The sequence below is a fragment of the Priestia sp. MDV22-iso46 genome (assembly GCF_058629175.1).
Map to the genome: position 1 here is coordinate 1 of NZ_JBZVWT010000002.1, position 22,750 is coordinate 22,750.

General features: G+C 39.6%; 20 protein-coding genes, 1 riboswitch and 1 other annotated feature. Of the genes, 17 read left to right on the forward strand and 3 right to left on the reverse strand.

The features are described from left to right. Both AC4NPH_RS11900 and AC4NPH_RS11905 read left to right on the forward strand, forming a co-directional pair. On the forward strand, positions 1–208 hold a 208-nt coding region (locus AC4NPH_RS11900), incomplete at its 5' end, for a dUTP diphosphatase (RefSeq protein ID WP_491938757.1). A gap of 77 nt (positions 209–285) precedes the next feature. Beyond that, complete coding sequence (locus AC4NPH_RS11905) at positions 286–1,371, forward strand: M42 family metallopeptidase (RefSeq protein WP_013059421.1); 1,086 nt, start codon at positions 286–288, stop codon at positions 1,369–1,371. A gap of 56 nt (positions 1,372–1,427) precedes the next feature. Here the strand turns inward: AC4NPH_RS11905 and sspI are convergent, their stop codons facing one another. Next, on the reverse strand, positions 1,428–1,634 hold the full coding sequence (gene sspI / locus AC4NPH_RS11910; RefSeq protein ID WP_013059420.1) for a small acid-soluble spore protein SspI: 207 nt from the start codon (positions 1,632–1,634) through the stop codon (positions 1,428–1,430). A 140-nt stretch (positions 1,635–1,774) separates the two neighbouring features. Between sspI and AC4NPH_RS11915 the strand changes: the two genes are divergently transcribed. The 3 genes from AC4NPH_RS11915 to pheT all read left to right on the forward strand — a co-directional run bounded on the left by AC4NPH_RS11915 (position 1,775) and on the right by pheT (position 6,340). Further along, a complete protein-coding gene (locus AC4NPH_RS11915) occupies positions 1,775–2,539 on the forward strand; it encodes a TrmH family RNA methyltransferase (protein ID WP_155660679.1) in 765 nt (254 codons plus the stop codon). 48 nt (positions 2,540–2,587) lie between these two features. After that, positions 2,588–2,823: a binding site (T-box leader), on the forward strand. A gap of 54 nt (positions 2,824–2,877) precedes the next feature. Further along, complete coding sequence (gene pheS, locus AC4NPH_RS11920; RefSeq protein WP_013059418.1) at positions 2,878–3,912, forward strand: phenylalanine--tRNA ligase subunit alpha; 1,035 nt, start codon at positions 2,878–2,880, stop codon at positions 3,910–3,912. Between the two features lie 13 nt (positions 3,913–3,925). Then, on the forward strand, positions 3,926–6,340 hold the full coding sequence (gene pheT / locus AC4NPH_RS11925; protein ID WP_013059417.1) for a phenylalanine--tRNA ligase subunit beta: 2,415 nt from the start codon (positions 3,926–3,928) through the stop codon (positions 6,338–6,340). A gap of 33 nt (positions 6,341–6,373) precedes the next feature. Here the strand turns inward: pheT and rnhC are convergent, their stop codons facing one another. Continuing rightward, a complete protein-coding gene (rnhC, locus tag AC4NPH_RS11930; protein ID WP_013059416.1) occupies positions 6,374–7,288 on the reverse strand; it encodes a ribonuclease HIII in 915 nt (304 codons plus the stop codon). A gap of 143 nt (positions 7,289–7,431) precedes the next feature. Here rnhC and zapA point away from each other — a divergent pair, with 143 nt between their 5' ends. The 5 genes from zapA to AC4NPH_RS11955 all read left to right on the forward strand — a co-directional run bounded on the left by zapA (position 7,432) and on the right by AC4NPH_RS11955 (position 13,129). Beyond that, entirely contained in the window at positions 7,432–7,692 is a 261-nt protein-coding gene (gene zapA, locus AC4NPH_RS11935) for a cell division protein ZapA (RefSeq protein ID WP_013059415.1), read from the forward strand. Next, positions 7,689–8,246: a CvpA family protein gene (locus tag AC4NPH_RS11940; protein ID WP_014458067.1), complete on the forward strand. Its 558-nt coding sequence runs from the start codon at positions 7,689–7,691 to the stop codon at positions 8,244–8,246. The genes zapA and AC4NPH_RS11940 overlap by 4 nt, the downstream gene beginning before the upstream one ends. 198 nt (positions 8,247–8,444) lie before the next feature. Then, positions 8,445–10,157 carry a DNA polymerase/3'-5' exonuclease PolX gene (gene polX, locus AC4NPH_RS11945; RefSeq protein ID WP_013059413.1) on the forward strand — a complete coding sequence of 571 codons (1,713 nt, stop codon included), beginning with the start codon at positions 8,445–8,447 and terminating at the stop codon, positions 10,155–10,157. Between the two features lie 19 nt (positions 10,158–10,176). Next, positions 10,177–12,540 carry an endonuclease MutS2 gene (locus tag AC4NPH_RS11950; RefSeq protein ID WP_063672749.1) on the forward strand — a complete coding sequence of 788 codons (2,364 nt, stop codon included), beginning with the start codon at positions 10,177–10,179 and terminating at the stop codon, positions 12,538–12,540. A gap of 181 nt (positions 12,541–12,721) precedes the next feature. Further along, positions 12,722–13,129, forward strand: coding sequence for a DUF350 domain-containing protein (locus AC4NPH_RS11955; RefSeq protein ID WP_013059411.1), 408 nt, complete (start codon positions 12,722–12,724; stop codon positions 13,127–13,129). 151 nt (positions 13,130–13,280) lie between these two features. Here AC4NPH_RS11955 and AC4NPH_RS11960 read toward each other — a convergent pair whose 3' ends face one another. After that, on the reverse strand, positions 13,281–14,387 hold the full coding sequence (locus AC4NPH_RS11960) for a 5-methyltetrahydropteroyltriglutamate--homocysteine S-methyltransferase (protein WP_013059410.1): 1,107 nt from the start codon (positions 14,385–14,387) through the stop codon (positions 13,281–13,283). Between the two features lie 211 nt (positions 14,388–14,598). On the opposite strand from AC4NPH_RS11960, the gene AC4NPH_RS11965 reads away from it, so the two are divergent. The 7 genes from AC4NPH_RS11965 (at position 14,599) to uvrC (ending at position 22,380) form a co-directional block, all read left to right on the forward strand. Then, positions 14,599–16,296 (forward strand): AMP-binding protein, encoded by a 1,698-nt coding sequence (locus tag AC4NPH_RS11965; RefSeq protein WP_041816625.1) that lies wholly within the window; start codon positions 14,599–14,601, stop codon positions 16,294–16,296. 113 nt (positions 16,297–16,409) lie between these two features. Beyond that, the gene (gene fadR / locus AC4NPH_RS11970) at positions 16,410–16,994 is read left to right on the forward strand and encodes a fatty acid metabolism transcriptional regulator FadR (protein ID WP_013059408.1); all 585 of its coding nucleotides are present in this window, start codon (positions 16,410–16,412) and stop codon (positions 16,992–16,994) included. Positions 16,995–17,073: 79 nt separating this feature from the next. After that, a complete protein-coding gene (locus AC4NPH_RS11975) occupies positions 17,074–17,847 on the forward strand; it encodes an enoyl-CoA hydratase (protein WP_013059407.1) in 774 nt (257 codons plus the stop codon). Positions 17,848–17,865: 18 nt separating this feature from the next. Beyond that, on the forward strand, positions 17,866–18,639 hold the full coding sequence (locus AC4NPH_RS11980; RefSeq protein WP_016765685.1) for an electron transfer flavoprotein subunit beta/FixA family protein: 774 nt from the start codon (positions 17,866–17,868) through the stop codon (positions 18,637–18,639). A 33-nt stretch (positions 18,640–18,672) separates the two neighbouring features. Then, positions 18,673–19,653, forward strand: a complete 981-nt coding sequence (locus tag AC4NPH_RS11985; protein WP_013059405.1) for an electron transfer flavoprotein subunit alpha/FixB family protein — start codon at positions 18,673–18,675, stop codon at positions 19,651–19,653. A gap of 421 nt (positions 19,654–20,074) precedes the next feature. Continuing rightward, on the forward strand, positions 20,075–20,389 hold the full coding sequence (gene trxA / locus AC4NPH_RS11990; RefSeq protein ID WP_013059404.1) for a thioredoxin: 315 nt from the start codon (positions 20,075–20,077) through the stop codon (positions 20,387–20,389). A 224-nt stretch (positions 20,390–20,613) separates the two neighbouring features. After that, complete coding sequence (gene uvrC / locus AC4NPH_RS11995) at positions 20,614–22,380, forward strand: excinuclease ABC subunit UvrC (protein WP_055992447.1); 1,767 nt, start codon at positions 20,614–20,616, stop codon at positions 22,378–22,380. A 65-nt stretch (positions 22,381–22,445) separates the two neighbouring features. Then, a riboswitch (Lysine riboswitch) is annotated at positions 22,446–22,623 on the forward strand. Positions 22,624–22,750 lie beyond the last annotated feature (127 nt).

Sequence of the window (22,750 nt, forward strand, 5' to 3'; positions counted from 1 at the left end):
AGCAAGTGATTCAAAAACAGCACAATTTTTACAGGTATTTGCACAAGTTGCTGCTTTCGAGCAGGATCAGTCGAAAGGAAACTATGTGGACATGTTTGTATCTTACATGACGCTTGGCGATATGTTTGGTTTTTCCGCTGAACATATTGAAAAGGCGTACATCTCAAAAAATGAAGTGAATTTTAAACGCCAAGAACAAGGATACTAGAAATAAAGGGATGGGAAATTTTACTTCAACCTCTTTTTAGCTATAATAGAGGTATACATATGAAAGGGGTAATCCATATGACAAAGTTAGATGAAACATTGACGATGCTTAAAGCACTAACAGATGCAAAAGGAATTCCTGGCAATGAGCGTGAACCGCGTGAGGTTATGAAGAAATATATTGCACCTTATGCAGATGAAGTAACGACGGATGGGCTAGGCAGTTTGATTGCAAAAAAAGTGGGCAACGAACAAGGGCCTAAAATTATGGTAGCCGGTCACTTAGATGAAGTAGGCTTTATGGTGACTCAAATTGATGAACGCGGCTTTATTCGTTTTCAAACGGTAGGCGGATGGTGGTCTCAAGTTATGCTTGCTCAACGCGTAACCATCGTTACATCTAAAGGAGAGGTAACGGGGATTATTGGCTCAAAGCCTCCTCATATCCTTCCTCCAGAAGTTCGTAAAAAGCCCGTTGACATTAAAGATATGTTCATCGATATTGGTGCCTCTAGCAGAGAAGAAGTAGCGGAGTGGGGAGTGAAACCTGGTGATCAGGTTGTGCCTTATTTCGAATTTACGGTTATGAACAACGAAAAGATGCTGCTAGCGAAAGCCTGGGATAACCGTATCGGCTGTGCAATCGCTATCGATGTATTAAAAGCTTTAAAAAATGAAACACATGAAAATGTTGTGTATGGTGTAGGAACGGTACAAGAAGAAGTTGGACTTAGAGGTGCAAAAACATCCGCTAACTTTATTGAACCGGATATTGCATTTGCTGTTGATGTCGGTATAGCTGGAGATACACCTGGTGTTTCTGATAAAGAAGCATCTTCTAAAATGGGAGATGGTCCGCAAATCATTTTATATGATGCTTCCATGGTTTCTCATAAAGGACTTCGAGATACAGTGGTAAATGTGGCAGATGAATTAAATATTCCATATCAATTTGATGCAATCGCTGGAGGCGGTACGGACTCAGGTTCTATCCATATTTCAGCTAACGGGGTGCCAGCACTTTCGATTACGATCGCAACTCGTTATATCCATTCTCATGCAGCGATGCTTCATCGTGATGATTATGAAAATGCAGTTAAATTAATTGCGGAAGTAATTAAACGCTTAGACCGAAATACGGTGAACGCAATTACGTATAATTAAAAAAAGCTCATTCTTCTAGGAGAATGAGCTTTTTGTTGTACATAGGAAAAGGCTATTTATTTTAAACCGTTTTCAAGCGTTGTCAGAATTTCTTCTTTTTCTGATTCTGGAGACTTTTCCCAAAGCACCTCAAATAAAACACCAAGTCCAGGGAGCATTTTTTCTTCACCGCTTTGAATAGCGTCAGAAATTGTAGCTTCAAGCTCTTCTTTTGAGTTTCCTGAAACGTTTGCAATAACAGCATTTCGTAAATTAAGATCCATCATTTTCACCTCAGCTATCGTAAAGTTACCAATAGTTTTTGTTTTCTTTGCGATTTCTATGTACAATAAAGTGAAACTTATCTAATGATTATTGAGCAAAATGTAATCGAACTATTTATTTTTGTATAGATAAAGGAGTTATGTTTGTGAAACAAATTGATTCAGTTAAAAATCCGCAGGTAAAAGCGTGGAAAAAGCTGCATAATAAAAAAGACCGTGATAAGCAGGGCCTTTTTATGGTAGAAGGCTTTCATTTAGTCGAAGAAGCTATCAAAAATAAGGATTGCGTAAAGGAACTAATTATACGCGAATCGATTGAAGTGCCAGCACAGTGGAACATAGATGGTATCGAAATAACCGTTGTAAACGAAGCAATAATTAAATTGTTATCTGACACAGAAACACCTCAAGGAATTATCGCTGTGTGTTTTCAAACGAAGCATGCAGAAATCATTCATACAGCACAGAAAGTATTGCTTTTAGATGCGGTGCAAGATCCAGGTAACCTAGGTACGATTATTCGAACCGCTGATGCTGCCGGAGTGGAGGCTATTATCGTTGGAGAGGGCAGCGTGGATGTGTACAACCCAAAAGTCGTTCGTTCAACGCAAGGAGCTATTTTTCACCTTCCAATTGTAAAAGGTGATTTACTCGAAATGATTTCACTGTTAAAAGAAAGAGAAATAGCAGTTTACGGCACGTCGTTACAAAATGGAAAGGTCTATACATGCGTAAAACCTTCAAACGAATTTGCGCTGGTTGTGGGAAATGAAGGAAACGGCGTAAGCGAGAAAGTGCTGGAACAAACGGATCAGAATCTGTACATTCCCATCTATGGAAAGAGCGAGTCGCTAAATGTTGCCATCGCTTCTGGAATCTTACTTTATTATTTACGCGGAATGTAGTTGCATCGAGAACGTGTTTTCACTATAATAATACAATAGTTACATATGTAAAAAACGATGAAAGAGAGCAGTAGCTTATGTCCGTTTATGCAGGGAGAAAATGCCGTGACTGAAAGCATTTTTATAAATGTAATAAGTGAATTCACCTCTTGAGTTGACACTTAGACCATCTTACATAGATGTAAAGGTGTTCCGGAGATTCCGTTAACTTGAATGAAGTGAACTGTATACGTCTGTGTATATAGTTAACAAGGGTGGTAACGCGACTAATCCTCGTCCCTTTTTTGGGAGGAGGTTTTTTTATTTGTCATTTTTTACGTTAAAAGGAGGAATAAGTGATGAAAGAACGTTTACAAGAACTTCAACAAGAAGCAATTGCAAAAGTCGAAACAGCAAGTGCTTTAAAAGAATTAAACGACGTACGCGTAGCTTATTTAGGAAAGAAAGGCCCTATCACAGAAGTACTTCGCGGTATGGGAAAACTTTCAGCTGAAGAGCGTCCTGTAATGGGAGCACTTGCAAATGAAGTGCGTGAAGCTATTGCATCTAAAATTGAAGAAAAACAAACGGCGTTAGAAGCAGCCGAGGTAGAGCGTAAACTTGCTTCAGAAACAATCGACGTAACGCTGCCAGGACGCCCTGTTAAAGCAGGTACGCATCACCCGCTAACAAGCGTGGTTGAAGAAGTAGAAGATTTATTCTTAGGAATGGGCTATGAAGTAGCAGAAGGACCGGAAGTAGAGCAGGACTACTATAATTTCGAAGCGCTGAACTTGCCAAAAGGTCACCCAGCACGTGATATGCAAGATACGTTCTATATTACGGAAGAAACGCTTCTTCGTACGCATACATCAACTGTTCAAGCTCGTGTTATGAACAAGAATGAAGGCAAAGGACCTGTTAAAATTATTTGCCCGGGCAAAGTGTACCGCCGCGATGACGATGATGCTACGCATTCTCATCAATTCATGCAAATTGAAGGTCTTGTAGTAGACGAAAACATTCGTATGAGCGATTTAAAAGGCACGCTTGAAGTATTTGTGAAAAAAATGTTCGGTGCAGACCGTGAAATTCGTCTTCGTCCAAGTTTCTTCCCGTTCACTGAGCCGTCTGTAGAAGTAGACGTATCGTGTGCAAAATGTGGAGGTAAAGGCTGTAATGTATGTAAACAAACAGGCTGGATTGAAATTTTAGGAGCAGGCATGGTTCATCCAAATGTCCTTGAAATGGCTGGATACGATTCAACTAAATATCGTGGGTTTGCTTTTGGAATCGGTGTAGAGCGTATTGCTATGTTAAAACACGGCGTGGATGATATTCGTCATTTCTATACAAATGATGTTCGTTTCTTAGATCAATTTAAACAAGTATAAAGGAGGGACTACGATGTTTGTATCTTATCGTTGGTTACAAGAGTATGTTGACTTATCAGGCGTAACGGCAGAAGAGTTAGCAGATAAAATCACAAAAAGTGGAATTGAAGTTGAAGGTGTAGAAAACTTAAATAAAGGCATCAGCGGAGTGGTAATTGGTCACGTTGTAGAACGTGAACAGCATCCAAATGCTGATAAATTAAGCCGCTGTCAAGTAGATCTTGGCGGAGGAGAAATCGTTCAAATCGTGTGCGGGGCACCGAACGTGGCACAAGGTCAAAAAGTAGCGGTTGCAAAAGTGGGAGCTGTACTTCCAGGTAACTTTAAAATCAAGCGTGCTAAGCTTCGCGGTGAAGAATCGAACGGTATGATTTGTTCTCTTCAAGAGCTTGGCATTGAAAGCAAGCTTGTGGCAAAAGATTATCAAGAAGGCATCTTCGTGTTCCCAAGCGATGCTGAAGTAGGAGCGGATGCACTAGATGCATTAAACTTAAACGATGAAGTATTAGAACTAGGGCTAACACCAAACCGTTCAGACTGCTTAAGTATGTTAGGTGTAGCGCATGAAGTGGCTGCTATTTTACGTCGTGAAGTGAAGTATCCGTCAGTAAACGTGCAAACGTCTGATGAGCAAGCAGCTGATTATATTTCCGTTAAAGTAGAGGCAAAAGAAGACAATCCGCTTTACGTAGCGCGCGTTGTGAAAAACGTAAAAATTGCTCCGTCACCATTATGGATGCAAACGCGTTTAATGGCAGCTGGTATTCGACCTCATAACAACGTTGTTGATATTACCAACTATATTTTGCTTGAATACGGCCAGCCTCTGCATGCTTTTGACTATGATCGTCTTGGTTCAAAAGAAATTGTTGTACGTCACGCGTCAGAAGGCGAGAAGTTTGTAACACTTGATGACCAAGAGCGCGTATTAAAAGGCAATCAGCTTGTCATTACAAACGGAAGTGAGCCGGTAGCTCTTGCAGGTGTAATGGGCGGAGCGAACTCCGAAGTAAAAGACGATACGGTAAATGTTCTCATTGAATCAGCTTACTTCAAAGGCTTAACGGTTCGCCAAGCTTCAAAAGACCACGGTCTTCGCAGTGAGGCAAGCGCTCGTTTTGAAAAAGGAATTGATCCTAACCGTACGCGTGTAGCTGCTGACCGCGCAGCAGAATTAATGGCTGAATACGCTTCAGGTGAAGTGGTAAGTGGTACTGTAGAAGTGGATACACTAACTGTGGAACCTGCTGTTGTAGCTGTGTCACTTGGACGTATTAACGATGTGCTTGGTACAGAGCTATCAATGGAAGAAGTACAAGACATTATGAACCGTCTTCAATTTGAAAACAAAGTGGAAGACGAAACCATTGTTGTAACAGTGCCAACTCGTAGAGGCGATATTACAATTGAAGAAGATATCGTCGAGGAAGTAGCGCGTATGTATGGCTATGACAACCTTCCTACAACGCTTCCTGTAACAGTGGCAACTCCAGGAAAACTAACAGAGTATCAGCTTGGACGCCGTAAAGTTCGCCGTTTCTTAGAAGGTGCGGGACTAGCACAAACAACAACATATTCGTTAACGAGCGCTGGAAAAGCTACTCAGTTTGCACTAAATGCAACCAGTACGATTGGTTTAGCAATGCCGATGAGTGAAGATCGCAGCATCCTTCGTCAAAGCTTAGTGCCTCATTTGCTAGAAGCAGTGAAGCATAATAATGCTCGTCAGTCGGATTCTATTGCGCTATACGAAACAGGCTCAGTGTTCTTATCTAAAGGTGAAGGAGAATTACCGGATGAGCAGGAGCGCGTAGCTGGTGCAATCACGGGTCTGTGGCATGCTCACGGCTGGCAAGGTGAAAAGAAAGTCGTTGATTTCTATGTGATTAAAGGTGTACTAGAAGGGTTATTTGCACAGCTTGGTTTGGAGAAACGAATCTCATATGCTCCCGTTAAAAAAGACGGTATGCACCCTGGACGTACAGCGGCTGTATGGTTAGATGAAAAAGAAATTGGTTACGTAGGTCAAGTTCATCCTGTTGTTCAGAAACAATATGGTCTTCGTGAAACATACGTATTTGAATTACACCTTCAAGAGCTATTAGCTGCAGATGTCGAAGAAGTTCGTTATTCAGCTATTCCAAGATTCCCATCTATTACTCGTGATATTGCACTTGTTGTAGATAAAAACGTTCTTGGAGGAGAAGTTCAGCGCGTCATCTATGCGGCGGGCGGAGAACTTTTAAAAGACGTGACGGTATTTGATCTATATGAAGGAGAGCGTATGGAAGAAGGCAAGAAATCTGTAGCTTTCTCTTTACGTTACTTAGATCCTGAACGTACATTAACTGATGAAGAAGTAGCAAAAGCACATGGTGCAGTGTTAGAAGCTGTAGAAAAAGAATTTGGTGCAACGCTTCGTTCATAAGAATAAGAAAAGAGATGTGGATTTCCACATCTCTTATTTTTTAGCTAATTTTAAAGCTTTTTCTGTATTAGCAAAATGAATTTTAGCTAAAGAGTTCAGCGCATTCACGCCATGTTTCTTAATGATTTTAGCAGCGGCGATATCAACTTGTGCGCCAGCTCCGCGAGGAATAACCATCCCGGTCTTTTCCGTCAGCAAATCCATTTGTTTTAAAAATGCGTATCTGGCAATAATGGAAGCAGCAGCTACAGATAAATGAACGCTTTCTCCTTTTGTGCTGAAAAAGACATTTTCTTTGATAATTTCTTTTTCCTTTACCACGTGTTTATAATAGGTGTTTTTTTCGACAAACTGGTCAATTAAAATGGCATCGGGTTTTTCAGGATCCAATTTTTTTAACACGTTGGATAAAGCTTTGTTGTGTAACAGAGCTTTCATTTTACCTTGTGACATGCCTTTTTCTTGAAATGCATTATACTTTTCGTTATGTAAAACAAGCAAACTATAGGGAATAAACGAAACAAGCTGCTTGGCAATTTCAATAATTTTAGCATCCGTTAACTCTTTTGAATCTCGTACTCCTAATTCTTTTAACAAAGGAAGCTGCTCTTTTTGAACATAGGCAGCAACTACGGTCATAGGACCAAAATAATCTCCCGTCCCTACTTCGTCAGAACCGATGACCGATAGTGAGCTGAAGTTTGATGGGAGGTGGGAGACAGGAGCCTTTTTCGCAGCATCTAAAGAGCCTCCCCACTTAGCCGCTTCTGTTTCAGCTTCTTTTCCTTGAAAAAGTACTTTTCCAGAGCGGTACGCAGTGATAGAACAGCCGGGAGTTTTAGCCGCAAACATACTTCCCTGCGGCAGTTTGGGCTGCAAATAGGATGTGTAATGAAGCTTCATTTTAGCTATTTGATCAGCTGATACCTTAATAACAGCATGTGACATAATGCTTCACTCCTTTCGGGGTATTTTAGTTTACTTTATAAGCACTATCCCTTATGATAGCTTAAATATAGATATGTTTCCATTGAAGTCTTCTTCGTGGTATGATAGGGATTAGGATTTTTCGTGGAACGGAGGATTTTCTCGTGTCAAGACAAGATAAAACACGTGCGACAGTTGACATCTTTGGTCAGCAGTACAGCATCGTCGGTAGCGAAAGTACAAGCCATATTCGACTTGTCGCCTCTATAGTGGATGAAAAAATGCGTGAAATCAGTACTAAAAACCCTTCTTTAGATATCAATAAATTAGCAGTATTAACAGCTGTGAATGCTGTACACGAATATATAAAACTGAAAGAAGACTATGAGAGACTTGAACAAAAACTTTATGGAAAAGAGGAATGACTGAGTCAATGCTTAATATCATTTTAATTATATTGCTTCTTTTAGGCTTTGTAACAGGTCTTAAAAGAGGATTTATTTTGCAGCTCATTCATATTGTCAGTTTTGCGGTTTCGTTTATCGTCGCTTATATGTTTAGTGGAGATTTGGCAAGCCGACTTCGCTTGTTGATTCCGTTTCCGGACAATATTCAGCAGCAAAGTGTCGCATCGTTTGTATTTGATTCTGGAACGATAGAAGACGCTTTTTATCGAATGATTGCATTTGCGATTTTATTTTTTGCTACTCACATTGTACTTCGCCTTGCAGGCTCTGTTTTAACGGCTTTAACCGAACTGCCAATTCTGCGCCAGTTAAATAAATGGGGCGGAGGTGCACTTGGATTCGTTGAAGTGTATATCATCGTTTTTATTTTGTTATACATTGGAGCCGTGATTCCTGTAAGTGAAATTCAAACGCCAATTCAACAGTCTTCAATTGCAATCAATATCGTACAAAATACTCCATACTTATCGTCTGCGATTCAAGATTTGTGGACTCAGTATGGTGTAATGTAATGAAATTACAATAGCTTGTTGAGAGGGTGTGTCGAAAGTGTCATAATACTTTTGAGATACCCTCTTTTTTTATCGCAGTCTAATCTGCGGTTTTCACGAGGATAAAAGTATGTCTATATGAAAATTTGAGAGAGTAAATATGTCACTCATCATGTTTTTGAAAGTTTCGTTATTATGATAATAGGCTGGTGAAAAGAGATGAATAAAAAGGATATTATTAAATTGTTAGAAACAATTGCTACATATATGGAATTAAAGGGAGATAACCCTTTTAAAATTTCTGCTTTTCGAAAAGCAGCTGCAGCGCTAGAAACGGACGAAAGAACGCTGACAGAGATTGAGGATTTTACAAAGCTCCAAGGGATTGGAAAAGGAACGGCTGCAGTCATTACAGAGTATATGGAAACAAATGAGTCAAGCGTATTAGAAGAACTAAAGCAAGAAGTTCCTGAAGGACTTATTCCTTTGCTTAAGCTGCCGGGGCTTGGAGGTAAAAAAATCGCTAAATTATATAAAGAGCTAGATATTCGAGATATGGAATCACTGCATCAGGCCTGTATGGAAAATCGAGTGCAGGGACTAAGCGGTTTTGGTAAAAAGACAGAAGAGAAAATTATCGCTGCTATTGAAGAGTTTGGGAAGCGTCCTGATCGTTTGCCTCTTGCTTTTATGCTTCCAATAGCGGAAGACATTTTAGAAGCCCTTAAACATATGCATAGCATTGAGCGTTTTTCTCAAGCAGGGAGCATTCGCCGCATGAGGGAAACCGTAAAAGATCTTGATTTTATTATTTCAACAGCTGAGCCTCATGCTGTCCGTGAACAGCTAGTATCGCTGCCAAATGTGAAGGATATCATTGCAAATGGAGATACAAAAGTATCGGTAACGTTAGCCTATGAGTACGATGTGTCTGTGGATTTTCGTCTTGTAGAAGATAAAGCGTTTGCCACAACGCTGCACCATTTTACAGGATCAAAAGATCATAATGTGCGTATGCGTCAATTAGCAAAAGAACGCGGTGAAAAAATTAGCGAGTATGGCGTTGAAAATGCGGAGACAGGCGAAGTCATGACTTTTGAGTCTGAACAAGCATTCTATGAACATTTTGGGCTCTCTTTTATTCCGCCGGAACTTCGTGAAGATGGAACGGAAGTAGATGCATTTATAAAGCCTCAAAAGCTTGTGACCTACGGTGCCGTAAAAGGTGATTTGCATATGCACTCCACGTGGAGCGACGGGGCGTATTCGATTGAAGAAATGGCGGAAGCATGTCGCGCGCGAGGCTATGAGTACATGGCGATTACAGACCATTCTCAGTATTTAAAAGTAGCTAACGGTCTAACGCCTGAACGCATTCGTAAACAGCGTGAAGAAATTAATCGTTTAAACGCACAGTTCGATGATTTTACAATACTAGCAGGAATTGAAATGGATATTTTGCCTGATGCAACACTTGATTATGATGATGAAATGCTAGCTGAGCTAGATTTTGTTATTGCGTCCATTCACTCTAGTTTTTCGCAATCACGCGAAGAAATTATGAATCGCTTAAAGCAAGCGTTAAACAATGTTCATGTAGATTTAATCGCTCATCCGACGGGTCGTTTGATTGGTCGCCGCAACGGATATGATGTAGATATTGATATGCTAATTGAATTAGCTAAAGAAACAAAAACGGCTCTTGAACTAAACGCGAATCCAAACCGTTTAGATTTAGCGGCTGAGCATATAAAAAAAGCCCAAGAGGCAGGAGTTAAAATTGCTATTAATACAGATGCTCACAATCTAGACATGCTAGAGCATATGGAAATTGGAATATCTACGGGAATTAAAGGCTGGCTTAAACCAGAAACGGTATTAAATACGTATAGTCTCAAAGAATTAACCGCCTTTTTAAATCGACATAAATAAGCAACAGGAGGAATCAGTTTTGCAATCACGTATTTTTCATGTACTAGAGTTTAATAAAGTTAAGGAACAGCTTCAGAAAAAAGTAGCTTCTTCTTTAGGCCGAGAAAAAGTAGCGAATTTGATTCCCTCGACTCAGTATGAAGAAGTAGTCAAATGGCAGGAAGCAACAGATGAAGCTACAACCGTGCTGCGATTGCGTGGCAACGTACCGCTAGGGGGCATTTTTGACGTTCGATCTAGCGTGAAGCGCGCTGAAATTGGGGGAACGCTAAGCTCTAATGAACTTCTTGATGTAGCAAGCACTATTTATGCTGCAAGACAAGTCAAGCAATTTATCGAGCAAGTAGTGGAAGACGAAGATTTACAGCTTCCAATTATAACTGAACATATCGAAAAACTAATGCCTCTTCCTGAGGTAGAACAAACAATTAAAATGAGTATTGATGAGAATGGTACAGTGCTAGACGGTGCAAGCGACCAGCTAAGAGGCATTCGTCAAAAACTTCGCTCAACGGAGTCTCGTATTCGCGAAAAGCTAGAGAGCCTTATTCGCTCCTCGTCTGCTCAAAAAATGTTGTCAGATGCAATTGTTACCATTCGAAACGAACGTTTTGTTATTCCTGTTAAGCAAGAATATCGCAGTGCGTATGGAGGCATTGTGCACGATCAGTCTTCATCTGGAGCGACTTTATTTATTGAGCCTCAGGCGATTGTGACGTTAAACAATGAGCTTCAAGAAGCAAAAGTAAAAGAAAAACAAGAAATTGAGCGTATTCTCATTGCTTTAACCGTTCAGGTAGCGGAAGTGGCAAATGAACTCCGTCAAAACGTGTATCTGTTAGGTGAGCTGGACTTCATGTTTGCTAAAGGGCGATATAGCCATGAGCTAAAAGCTTCAAAACCTAAAATGAACGACCGAGGCTATATTAAGTTAGTGAAGGCAAAACATCCTCTTATTGCACAGGAAGACGTCGTTGCGAATGATATTGAGCTAGGTGATCAATATACATCTATCGTTATTACAGGGCCAAATACCGGCGGTAAAACCGTAACGTTAAAAACACTTGGATTATTTACGTTAATGGCTCAAGCAGGTTTGCAGATTCCTGCGCTGGATGGATCGGAAATGGCTGTGTTTAAGCACGTATTTGCTGATATTGGAGATGAGCAGTCGATTGAACAAAGTTTGAGTACCTTTTCATCTCATATGGTCAACATTGTAGATATTTTACAAAAAGTAGATCACGAAAGTCTGGTCTTGTTCGATGAATTGGGAGCAGGAACGGATCCTCAAGAAGGTGCAGCGCTTGCGATTTCGATTTTAGATCAAGTATATGAAAGAGGCGCTCGCGTAGTTGCGACTACTCACTATCCTGAATTAAAAGCGTACGGCTATAACCGTGAAGGAGTGGTCAATGCTAGCGTAGAGTTCGATATTGAAACATTGAGCCCTACTTACAAGCTGCTGATTGGTGTACCGGGCCGAAGCAATGCTTTTGAGATTTCAAAACGTTTAGGTTTAAGTGCTGAAGTAATTGAACGTGCCAAAGGCTATATTGGCTCAGAAACAAATAAAGTAGAAAATATGATTGCCTCTCTTGAAGATAGCCGCCGTCAGTCTGAACACGAGCTAGAAGAAGCTGAAGAGCTAAGAAAAGAGGCTCAGAAGCTTCATAAAGAGTTACAGAGTCAGATTATTGAGTTTAATGAAAAACGAGATAAGCTGTACGAAAAAGCTGAAGAAAAAGCTCAAGCCACAGTTAAAGCAGCATCTGAAGAAGCAGAGAAAATCATTAGCGATTTGCGTAAAATGAGTCAAAAAAATCATGCGCTTGTAAAAGAGCATGAATTGATTGAAGCTCGTAAGCGTCTAGAAGATGCAGTTCCAACTCTTGAAAAAAGTAAAAAGAAACCAGCTGCGCCGAAAAAACAAGAGCGCACTCTTCAAGCTGGAGATGAAGTGAAAGTCTTAAGCTGGGGACAAAAAGGAACGCTTGTAGAACGAGTAAGCAATAATGAATGGCAAGTACAAATGGGGATCATGAAAATGAAGGTGAAAGAAAAAGATCTCGAATATATCAGTTCCCCAAAACCTGTAGAAACAAAGCCGCTTGCTATGGTAAAGGGAAAAGATTATCATGTAAATCTAGAACTGGATTTAAGAGGAGAGCGCTATGAAAATGCGCTGATTCGAGTTGAAAAATATATTGATGATGCTTTGTTAGCCAACTATCCGCGCGTTTCGATTATCCACGGTAAAGGAACTGGAGCTCTTCGTAAAGGCGTACAGGAATATTTGAAAAATCATCGTTCTGTTAAAAATATTCGTTTCGGAGAGGCTTCTGAAGGAGGTTCTGGCGTTACGGTTGTGGAATTTAAATAAAAGAACGCTGAAATAAAAGTGTCAGTCGATGCGCTGAACAAGCATATATGAAGATAGAAAATCCGACATGGCTCATGGACTATGCTGGGTTTTCTATGTCTTTTAAGAACGATACAAGTAAAGGAAAGAGACCTGTCAGTTCATTACGTCAAGTGTAGTATAAATTAGGAGTGATGCAAAAATGAGGGATTTTTGGAAAGACCCGTATATTGAATCTGCCGCTTATTACAGCGTGGTTGTCTTGAGCATTGTCGTCTTTCTTGTTGTGTTTGAGCTCGTTACTAAGTATAAGAATTGGGAAGAGATTCAAAAAGGAAATATGGCTGTTGCGATGGCAACAGGTGGGAAGATATTTGGATTAGCTAATATTTTTCGCTATTCGATTGAGCATAATGACAACTTGTTAAGAATGCTCGGATGGGGAATATATGGGTTCGTTCTTTTACTAGTCAGCTATTTTATTTTCGAATTTTTGACGCCAAAATTTCGAATCGATGATGAAATTGAACAAGATAACAGAGCCGTTGGGTTTATTTCACTTGTTATTTCAATCGGTATGTCCTATGTAATAGGAGCAGGGATAGGATAGGAGAGAGTCATGGAGAAGTTAGCGAAAATTTTACTCGTTTTATGCGGAGTGTTTATGCTTATTGGTCTTATCTATTTATCTATATAGCTTTTCCTAACATTATGATGACAGCAAAAAAGCTGACCTTAAAGCAGGTCAGCTTTTTTAATGATTACTTCCATACGTCTTCAGTAATTGAAATCACGTGCTTTACTTTATCCCACTGCTGTTCTTCAGTTAGTAAATTTCCTTCTTCTGTAGAAGCAAATCCGCACTGGGGACTTAAACAAATTTGATCAAGAGAAACAAATTCTGCCGCTTCAGCAATTCTTTTTTTCACTGCTTCAGGATCTTCTAAATCTCCAAATTTTGATGTGATAAGACCAAGGACAATCTGAAGATCATCTCGCTTTACATGTCGAAGAGGTTCGAATCCTCCTGAGCGTTCATCATCAAATTCTAAAAATAGTCCATCTACGTTTAACTGACTGAAAATAGCTTTTGACGCATTTTCATAACCGCCGCTTGCTGTATAAGTAGACTGGAAATTCCCTCTGCAAATATGCATTGTAATGACCATATCATCTGGCTTATGCGCAATGGATTCATTGATCGCATCCGTAAAACGTTTCAGTAATTCTTGGGGCGTGAAACCTTTTGAAGCGATTTGTTCTTGTCCTTTTTCTGAGAAAAAGACTGCCCACGCAGTATCATCTAACTGTAAGTAGCGGCATCCGGCATCATAAAATGCTTGAATGGCTTTTTGATACGTTTTAACTAAATCAGCAAAAAATACATCCGTATCCGAGTAAGCAGACTCTTCAATATGACCTCTGAAAAACAGCATATTAGGACTTGGAATGGTGAACTTAGCTACATGTTCTTTTCCAGCAGCTTGATGAAGAAATTTATAATCTTCAATCATAGAGTGGTGATTAAAATCTAGTTTTCCAGTCACTTTTATACCGTGAGCTTTTGTTTGGACTCCGTGAAACTGAATTCCCGACTCTGCTTCGTAAAGTTCTACGCCAACAAGCTCTGACAGAAAATCAAAGTGCCACCACGCACGGCGAAACTCACCGTCTGTGACGGCTTTTAATCCAATTTGTTTTTGCTTTTCTACGAGCTTACGAATTTCTTCATCTTCAATTGCTCGAAGCTGCTTCTTTGTCATTTCCCCGTTTTCCACTTGTAATCGTGCTTGCTTGATACGCTCGGGACGCAAAAAGCTTCCAACGTGATCTGCTTTAAACGGTCCTTTAGTCAATGTTGTTGTCAATTCATACAGCTCCTTAAAAAAATCTAATTTTTATTATATACAAAAGATTCGGATAATGTACAGGGGTAAATCTAATTTTTATTTATTACGCTGCAGGATGAAAGAGTGATTAGGTAGGAAAGAGAACATTCAATAACGATTGCATCTAAAAAAAGAATGAACTATAATTTTAATTAGAAAATTCTAATTTTTTATTTTTTTGAGGGAGAGGATGCGTGTGGAATCCACCGAAAAGATATGGCTTTCTCAATATCCAGATGAAATACCTGCTAGGCTTCATTATGAACAAAAAAATTTAGCACAGCTTTTTGAAGAAGCAGTTCAAAAGGATCCTAAAAAAAGCGCAATCTATTTTCTAGGGAAAAAAATGACGTTTTCCCAGCTGCATCAAGATTCTCTGAAGCTGTCATCTTACCTTATTAAACTGGGATTAAAAAGAGGGGATAGAGTAGCCATTATGCTTCCAAACTGCCCTCAAGCTGTCATTTCCTTTTATGCTGTTCTTCTTGCCGGAGGAGTAGTCGTTCAAACAAACCCTTTGTATACGGAAAGAGAGTTAGAGTATCAGCTTAATGATTCAGAAGCGACCATGATTATTGCACTCGATTTGCTATATCCGCGTGTAGTAAAAATGAAAGCGTTAACAAAGATAAAGCACGTAGTCATCACCTCTATTCAAGATTATCTCCCATTTCCCAAAAACATAATTTATCCATTTATTCAGCGCAAGCAGCAGAAGATAAGCGTGGATGTGAGTCATACGGAGACTACTCATTTATTTAAACGTATTATAAATGAATCCTCTCCCGCAGTATGTAACGCTGAGGGAATTTCAGACGAAGATATCGCGATTTTACAATACACCGGGGGAACAACAGGTTTTCCAAAAGGAGTCATGCTTACTCATAAAAACTTGGTAGCTAATGCAACGATGTGTTCACATTGGTTATACCGCTGCAGGCACGGAGAAGAAAAAGTGCTTGGAATTATCCCGTTTTTTCATGTGTATGGTTTAACAACGGTTCTTGTTCTATCGGTTTTGCAAAACTATGAGATGGTTCTTCTGCCTAAATTTGATGCAAAAACGACGCTCAAAACCATTCATAAGCAGCAGCCTACTTTATTTCCAGGTGCTCCGACAATTTACATTGCATTATTAAACCATCCTGGTTTAGCAAAATACAACCTATCTTCTATTGATTCATGTATGAGCGGTTCGGCTCCACTTCCTGTGGAAGTGCAGGAGCAGTTTGAAAAGCTCACCGGAGGTAAACTAGTGGAAGGATATGGATTAACGGAAAGCTCTCCTGTTACTCATGCTAATTTTCTTTGGAAAGAGAGAATACCAGGAAGCATTGGAGTGCCTTGGCCAGACACAGATGCCAAAATTCTCTCGTTTGAAACAGGTAAAGAAGCTGCTGTAAGCGAAGTAGGAGAAATTGCGGTTAAAGGTCCTCAGGTCATGAAAGGATATTGGAAGCAGCCTGAAGAAACGGAGGCTGTTATGCGAGACGGATGGTTGCTAACAGGTGATGTTGGCTATATGGATGATAAAGGTTATTTTTATGTAGTAGATCGGAAGAAAGATATTATTATTGCCGGGGGATATAATATCTACCCTCGAGAAGTTGAAGAAGTATTATATGAGCATGAAAAAATTCAAGAAGCTGTAGTGGTGGGTGTTCCTGACCCATATAGAGGAGAAACGGTGAAGGCTTACATTGTATTAAAAAATGGTGTAAGATGTACTGAAGAAGAGTTAAATGAGTTTTCTAGAAAGTATTTAGCTGCTTATAAAGTTCCGCGCCTTTATGAATTTCGAAATGAGCTTCCCAAAACAGCGGTCGGTAAGATTCTGCGACGAGCGCTGATTGATGAAGAAAATGAAAAGCATAAAAAGGCGACGTAATCGATCGTCGCCTTTGATTTTTTTTACTGAAACATAATTGACAGATACTTGCGGTTTCTTTATTATAAAGATATGAATGAATAATCATTCATATTTTAAAGGAGCGTATAAGATTGAGAAGAAATAAGCCAAAGTATAAACAGATTATCGATGCAGCTGTAGTAGTAATAGCAGAAAACGGATACCACAATGCTCAGGTTTCTAAAATTGCTAAGCAGGCTGGAGTTGCAGACGGTACGATATATTTATATTTTAAAAACAAAGAAGATGTCTTGATTTCCTTGTTTCAAGAGAAGATGGGACAATTTGTAGAAAAAATTTATGAAGAACTGGCGGGAATTGAAACCGCGGCAGAAAAACTTCATGTGTTAATTGACAAACATTTTTCGTTTCTAGCGGAGGATCATCATTTAGCTACAGTGACACAGCTCGAACTGCGTCAATCGAACAAGGATTTAAGATTGAAAATTAACGATGTATTAAAAGATTATCTGACTCTCATTGATTCTATTTTGCAGACAGGAATCGAAACGGGTGAGTTTTCTGAAAATATAGATATTCGTCTTGCGCGACAGATGATTTTTGGAACGATTGATGAAACTGTCACAACATGGGTAATGAACGATCATCGATATGGTCTAATAGAATCGGTAGATAAAGTCCATTCCCTGCTGTTAAACGGCTGCAGCGGCTCATAATCGTAAGTGAGCCTGCTGCTCCCCTGCGAGGGGAAAAGCGCAAGGTAATGAAAATAGAAAGAAAGGGTGGCGTAAACAAATGGAGATTATCCAGGTTGAAACTGTTGATGCAATAAGCTTCATTACGTTGAATAGACAACCTGCTAACGCTTTGTCTCAAGATTTATTAAAAGATCTTTCAAGTGTTTTAAAACATTTAGAAGATAGTAAAGAGACAAGGGTTATCGTTATTAAAGGTGAAGGGAAATTCTTTTGTGCCGGGGCTGATATAAAAGAATTCACATCACTTCAGCAGGAAAAAGAATACGAGAAGCTTGCTGTTAACGGTCAAGAGCTCTTTGAGTATATTGAAAATTACCCAAAACCAGTGATTGCAGCTATTCATGGAGCTGCTTTAGGCGGAGGATTGGAGCTTGCTATGAGCTGCCATATCCGTTTGGTAACGGAAAATGCTAAGCTGGGCTTGCCTGAGCTTCAGTTAGGAATTATACCAGGATTTGGAGGAACTCAGCGATTGCCTCGTTATGTAGGAGTTCATAAGGCTTGTGAGATGATGCTGACAAGTGATCCAATATCCGGAAGCGAGGCAGTGGAGTTAGGATTGGCAAATGCAGCTTTTGAAGAAAGTCAGCTTATTAATGAAACATTTTTACTTGCTAGAAAAATTGCCAAAAAAAGCCCAATCTCTGTTAAAGCTACCTTGCAGCTGCTTCAGCATGTAAAAACAGATGCTTACTACAGCGGCATTAAAAAAGAAGCGCAGTTTTTTGGAAGCGTATTCAAAAGCCGGGATGCTCAAGAAGGCGTAGCCGCTTTTATTGAAAAGCGCCAGCCTAAATTTTTAGGAAAATAAGCTTAGGAGGGGAATTGAATGAATATTTACGTGTTAGTAAAAAGAACATTCGATACAGAGGAGAAACTTTCATTAAAAAATGGTCAAATTGTTGAAGATGGGGCTGAATTTATTATTAATCCTTACGATGAGTATGCAGTTGAAGAAGCTATTCAGCTAAAGGAAAAGCATGGCGGGGAGATTACGGTCGTGAGTGTAGGAGGGGAAGAATCAGAAAAAGAACTCCGAACAGCTTTGGCTATGGGAGCAGATAAAGCGGTTTTAATCAATACGGAAGATGACATAGAAGATGGCGATCAGTACACGACTTCTAGGCTGCTGGCACAGTACTTAAAAGAACAATCTCCTGACTTGATTTTGGCAGGAAACGTAGCGATTGACGGAGGTTCGGGCCAAGTGGGGCCGCGCGTAGCAGAACAGTTAGAAATCCCTTATATTACGACGATTACAAAATTGGATATCGAAGGTGAAAAAGTGACTGTTGTACGCGATGTGGAAGGCGATTCCGAAGTTATCGAAACGTCGCTTCCTCTTCTAGTAACAGCTCAGCAGGGACTTAACGAACCTCGCTATCCATCTCTTCCAGGGATTATGAAAGCGAAGAAGAAACCGTTGGTTGAAGTGGAATTGGATGATTTAGATTTAGATGAAGATGATGTAGAAGCAAAAACAAAGACAATTGAAATTTATTTGCCTCCGAAAAAAGACGCAGGACGCGTATTACAAGGAGATATAAAAGATCAAGTGACAGAACTGGTCAATTTACTGCATAAAGAAGCAAAAGTCATTTAATAAGTCAAAAGTCAAAACAATGGGGGTATTGCAATGGGACGCAAAGTGTTAGTTCTAGGAGAAGCACGTGATGGGGGATTACGAAACGTATCGTTTGAAGCGATTTCCGCAGCGTCTACTGTAGCTGACGGTGGGGAAATTGTTGCAGCGTTAGTAGGAAAGGACGTAAAAGCTTTAAGTGAAGAGCTTATTGCGTACGGAGCGAATAAAGTTGTTGTGACGGAGCATGAAGATTTAGCTGCTTACACATCGGATGGTTATGCTCAGGCGTTATTAGCCATCATTGAAAGTGAACAGCCTGAAGCTATCGTATTTGGCCATACGGCTCTTGGCAAAGACCTAGCGCCAAAACTGGCAGCTCGCTTAGACAAAGGACTTATCTCCGATGTGACGGATGTAGAAGTTGGAGGGGATCAAGTAGTCTTCACCCGCCCAATTTATTCTGGTAAAGCATTTGAAAAGAAAATCATGACCGATGCTTTTACGTTTGTCACGATTCGTCCAAATAATATTTCACCGCTTGCAAAAGACGAGGGACGTACAGGCGATGTAGAGGATTTAAATGTTGAAATCAAAAACCTGCGTACAGTTGTAAAAGAAGTTGTACGGAAAGCAACGCAAGGAGTTGATTTATCCGAAGCAAAAGTCGTGATTGCAGGTGGTCGAGGTGTAAAAAGCACGGAAGGTTTTGGACCTCTCAAAGAACTAGCGGACGTGTTAAATGGAGCTGTTGGGGCATCTCGCGGAGCGTGCGATGCAGATTACTGCGACTATTCTCTTCAGATCGGTCAGACGGGCAAAGTAGTCACACCAGATTTATACATTGCCTGCGGAATCTCAGGAGCCATTCAGCATTTGGCCGGCATGTCAAATTCAAAAATTATTGTTGCCATTAACAAAGATCCTGAGGCGAATATTTTTAAAGTAGCTGATTACGGAATCGTTGGAGATTTATTTGAAGTGGTGCCTCTGCTAACGGAAGAATTTAAAAAGCTGAAAGTACAGTCTGCGTAAGAGGCTGGGACAAAAGTATTTTAGACGAAGTGAAAAACGAACCATTGATCAAGATGTTTGATTAGTGGTTCGTTTTTTTGTTAGGGTAAGCGTAGCTTTCATGTGTGTGGGTCTTTCTAGCAGTTGATTGGAGGGCAAGGCGAAGACTCCTGCAGAAAGCGAAGTCTTGCACAGAAATCAACTGCGGTGTCACAAGCGGTTCAGCTCTTGTATACTATTTGTTCGTCTTTAGATGGGATTCATTTCGTTATGTCTCAACCTCATGGAAAACGAAATTTTCTACGTATGTTTTTATGTGAATTGTACAAACTAGAGCGGAGAATAAACAGTATAAATGTAAGCAAAAAGTTAGCAAACCTTATTTGAAGGTGATATACTGTGAGTAGAATTTGGATATTGCATATATTTAGGAGGAATTAAAATGGCTATTGCACATGCTACAGATAAAAACTTTACAGATGAAATTAAATCAGGCCTAGTGCTTGTTGACTTTTGGGCACCATGGTGTGGCCCTTGTAAAATGATTGCTCCAGTTCTTGAAGAAATCGATGGCGAACTTAACGATAAAGTTAAAATCGTGAAAGTAGACGTTGATGAAAATCAAGAAACGGCTGGAAAATTTGGTGTTATGAGTATCCCAACTTTAGTATTATTTAAAGATGGAGAGAAAGTTGACCAAGTAGTTGGTTTCCAACCAAAAGAAGCATTAACAGAATTAATTAATAAACACGCGTAAGTCAAAACCTAGCTCAGGCTAGGTTTTTTCTTTTTCTCCACTTTTTCTCTTTTGGGAATACTTTTATTTAGCGAATATGCGTTCGTTTGTTTTATACTAGATGTAAGGAACACCGCCATAAATCCGGCTTATGTGCATGTATTGTAAGGCAGGAAAGAATGTAGGTTACGCTTCATAAGCGAATGTATAGATGGACAGAGTAAGAGAAGAGGAAGGAGAAAAATATGAACGATTATTTAAAAGAAAAGCTGGCTATTTTACCGGATCAGCCCGGCTGCTACTTGATGAAAGATAAATATGGAACGGTCATTTACGTAGGAAAAGCAAAAGTATTAAAAAATCGAGTGCGCTCCTACTTTACCGGATCTCATGACGGAAAGACGCTTCGACTTGTAAACGACATTGTCGATTTTGAATATATCGTCACATCTTCTAATTTAGAAGCGCTTATTTTAGAAATGAATTTAATTAAAAAGCATGATCCAAAATACAATATCATGCTTAAAGATGATAAGGGTTATCCCTTTATTAAGATTACAGCTGAAAAACAGCCCCGACTTGTTATTACAAGAAAAATAAAAAAAGATAAAGGGAAATACTTCGGTCCTTATCCTAACGTTCAAGCTGCAAATGAAACAAAGCGGCTTCTTGATCGCATTTATCCATTAAGAAAGTGCTCTACCATGCCAGACAGACCTTGTTTGTATTACCATATCGGGCAATGCCTAGCTCCTTGCGTAAAAGAAGTAAAAGAAGAGCAAAACAAACAAATTATTGAAAATATCACGCGGTTTTTAAATGGTGGATATGAGCATGTCAAAACAGAGTTAACTGAAAAAATGTTAAAAGCTTCAGAAGAACTTGACTTTGAACGGGCTAAAGAATATCGAGATCAAATTGCTCATATCGAAGCGACAATGGAAAAGCAAAAAGTAACGTTTAATGATTTTGTTAATCGAGATGTGTTTGGCTATTCTTATGATAAAGGCTGGATGTGTGTTCAAGTTTTCTTTATTCGCCAAGGGAAATTAATCGAGCGAGAAGTTTCTATGTTTCCTTTTTATAAAGAGCCAGAAGAAGATTTCTTAACTTTTATCGGTCAGTTTTATGCCAAAAATATTAAGCCAAAAGAAGTGATGGTTCCAGCAACGATTGATGCAGAGTTGGCTGAGAAATTAGTAGAAGTAGAGGTTCAGCATCCAAAGCGAGGCAAAAAGAAAGAATTAGTAGAACTTGCGTGTAAAAATGCAAAAATTGCGCTCGGTGAAAAATTCTATTTAATTGAACGAGATGAAGAACGCACGGTTGGCGCAGTTGAACGGTTAGGAGAAGAGCTTGGAATTGCCGCTCCTTATCGGATTGAAGCATTTGATAATTCAAATATTCAAGGAACAGACCCAGTTTCTGCGATGATTGTTTTTGTTGATGGGAAGCCGGAAAAGAAAGAATATCGTAAATATAAAATTAAGACCGTGCAGGGACCAGATGATTACAGTTCCATGAGAGAAGTGGTTCGCAGAAGGTATTCCAGAGCATTAAAAGAAGGTCTTCCGCTTCCAGATTTAATTGTTGTAGATGGAGGTAAAGGGCATTTGGCTGCGGTGCAGGATGTTCTCGAAAATGAATTGGGACTTTTAGTGCCTACAGCAGGTCTTGTCAAAGATGATAAGCACAGAACTTCGAATCTGATGATTGGCGAGCCTCCTCAAATCATACCGCTTGAACGCAATAGTCAAGAATTTTATTTGCTTCAGCGAATTCAAGATGAAGTTCACCGCTTTGCGATTACCTTCCACCGTCAAGTGCGCTCTAAGTCCGCTTTTCAGTCTGTTCTGGACGACATTCCGGGAGTGGGAGAAAAGCGTAAAAAAGCTTTGTTAAAGTATTTTGGTTCGGTGAAAAAATTGAAAGAAGCAACGGTTGAAGATATTCGAAATTCAGGTGTTCCTCAAAACATTGCTGAAAAAATTTATGAAACATTGCAAAAATAGTCTTGAAATAATAGAAAATATTTGATAAGCTATTAACTAATTTCATACGACACTTCATCAAATGAAGTGAAGATAGAGGTGCAAATTTAATCAGTACGTATCAGGAAGGGTATGAGCCCTTATGAATGATGCGGAAAGGGAAATTTGCCGAAGTGAACATTACCTCATAGTAATGATTGCTGGTTCTGCGTTGAATAAACGTAGGATTGTCAAGATGTAGATTCTTGGAGAGCTATCTCACGGCAGTGGACGGTTATGTTTTATAATTTTCGTTCGTTAAGCAATGAGAGCTCATCTCATTGCTTTTTTTATTGTCTGAGTAAAAAAATTTAGCTTCTCATCATCCTGCATATGCAAATTTATTGAAAAG

What these genes read in the sequence shown, in the direction of transcription:
- pheT (WP_013059417.1), top strand. Translation starts at nt 3,926, where the DNA reads ATGTTTGTATCTTATCGTTGGTTACAAGAGTATGTTGACTTATCAGGC.
- uvrC (WP_055992447.1), top strand. Translation starts at nt 20,614, where the DNA reads ATGAACGATTATTTAAAAGAAAAGCTGGCTATTTTACCGGATCAGCCC.
- AC4NPH_RS11975 (WP_013059407.1), top strand. Translation starts at nt 17,074, where the DNA reads ATGGAGATTATCCAGGTTGAAACTGTTGATGCAATAAGCTTCATTACG.
- pheS (WP_013059418.1), top strand. Translation starts at nt 2,878, where the DNA reads ATGAAAGAACGTTTACAAGAACTTCAACAAGAAGCAATTGCAAAAGTC.
- AC4NPH_RS11905 (WP_013059421.1), top strand. Translation starts at nt 286, where the DNA reads ATGACAAAGTTAGATGAAACATTGACGATGCTTAAAGCACTAACAGAT.
- AC4NPH_RS11980 (WP_016765685.1), top strand. Translation starts at nt 17,866, where the DNA reads ATGAATATTTACGTGTTAGTAAAAAGAACATTCGATACAGAGGAGAAA.
- polX (WP_013059413.1), top strand. Translation starts at nt 8,445, where the DNA reads ATGAATAAAAAGGATATTATTAAATTGTTAGAAACAATTGCTACATAT.
- AC4NPH_RS11940 (WP_014458067.1), top strand. Translation starts at nt 7,689, where the DNA reads ATGACTGAGTCAATGCTTAATATCATTTTAATTATATTGCTTCTTTTA.
- rnhC (WP_013059416.1), bottom strand. Translation starts at nt 7,288, where the DNA reads ATGTCACATGCTGTTATTAAGGTATCAGCTGATCAAATAGCTAAAATG.
- AC4NPH_RS11915 (WP_155660679.1), top strand. Translation starts at nt 1,775, where the DNA reads ATGTTTGTGAAACAAATTGATTCAGTTAAAAATCCGCAGGTAAAAGCG.
- AC4NPH_RS11965 (WP_041816625.1), top strand. Translation starts at nt 14,599, where the DNA reads ATGCGTGTGGAATCCACCGAAAAGATATGGCTTTCTCAATATCCAGAT.
- trxA (WP_013059404.1), top strand. Translation starts at nt 20,075, where the DNA reads ATGGCTATTGCACATGCTACAGATAAAAACTTTACAGATGAAATTAAA.
- sspI (WP_013059420.1), bottom strand. Translation starts at nt 1,634, where the DNA reads ATGGATCTTAATTTACGAAATGCTGTTATTGCAAACGTTTCAGGAAAC.
- AC4NPH_RS11955 (WP_013059411.1), top strand. Translation starts at nt 12,722, where the DNA reads ATGAGGGATTTTTGGAAAGACCCGTATATTGAATCTGCCGCTTATTAC.
- AC4NPH_RS11985 (WP_013059405.1), top strand. Translation starts at nt 18,673, where the DNA reads ATGGGACGCAAAGTGTTAGTTCTAGGAGAAGCACGTGATGGGGGATTA.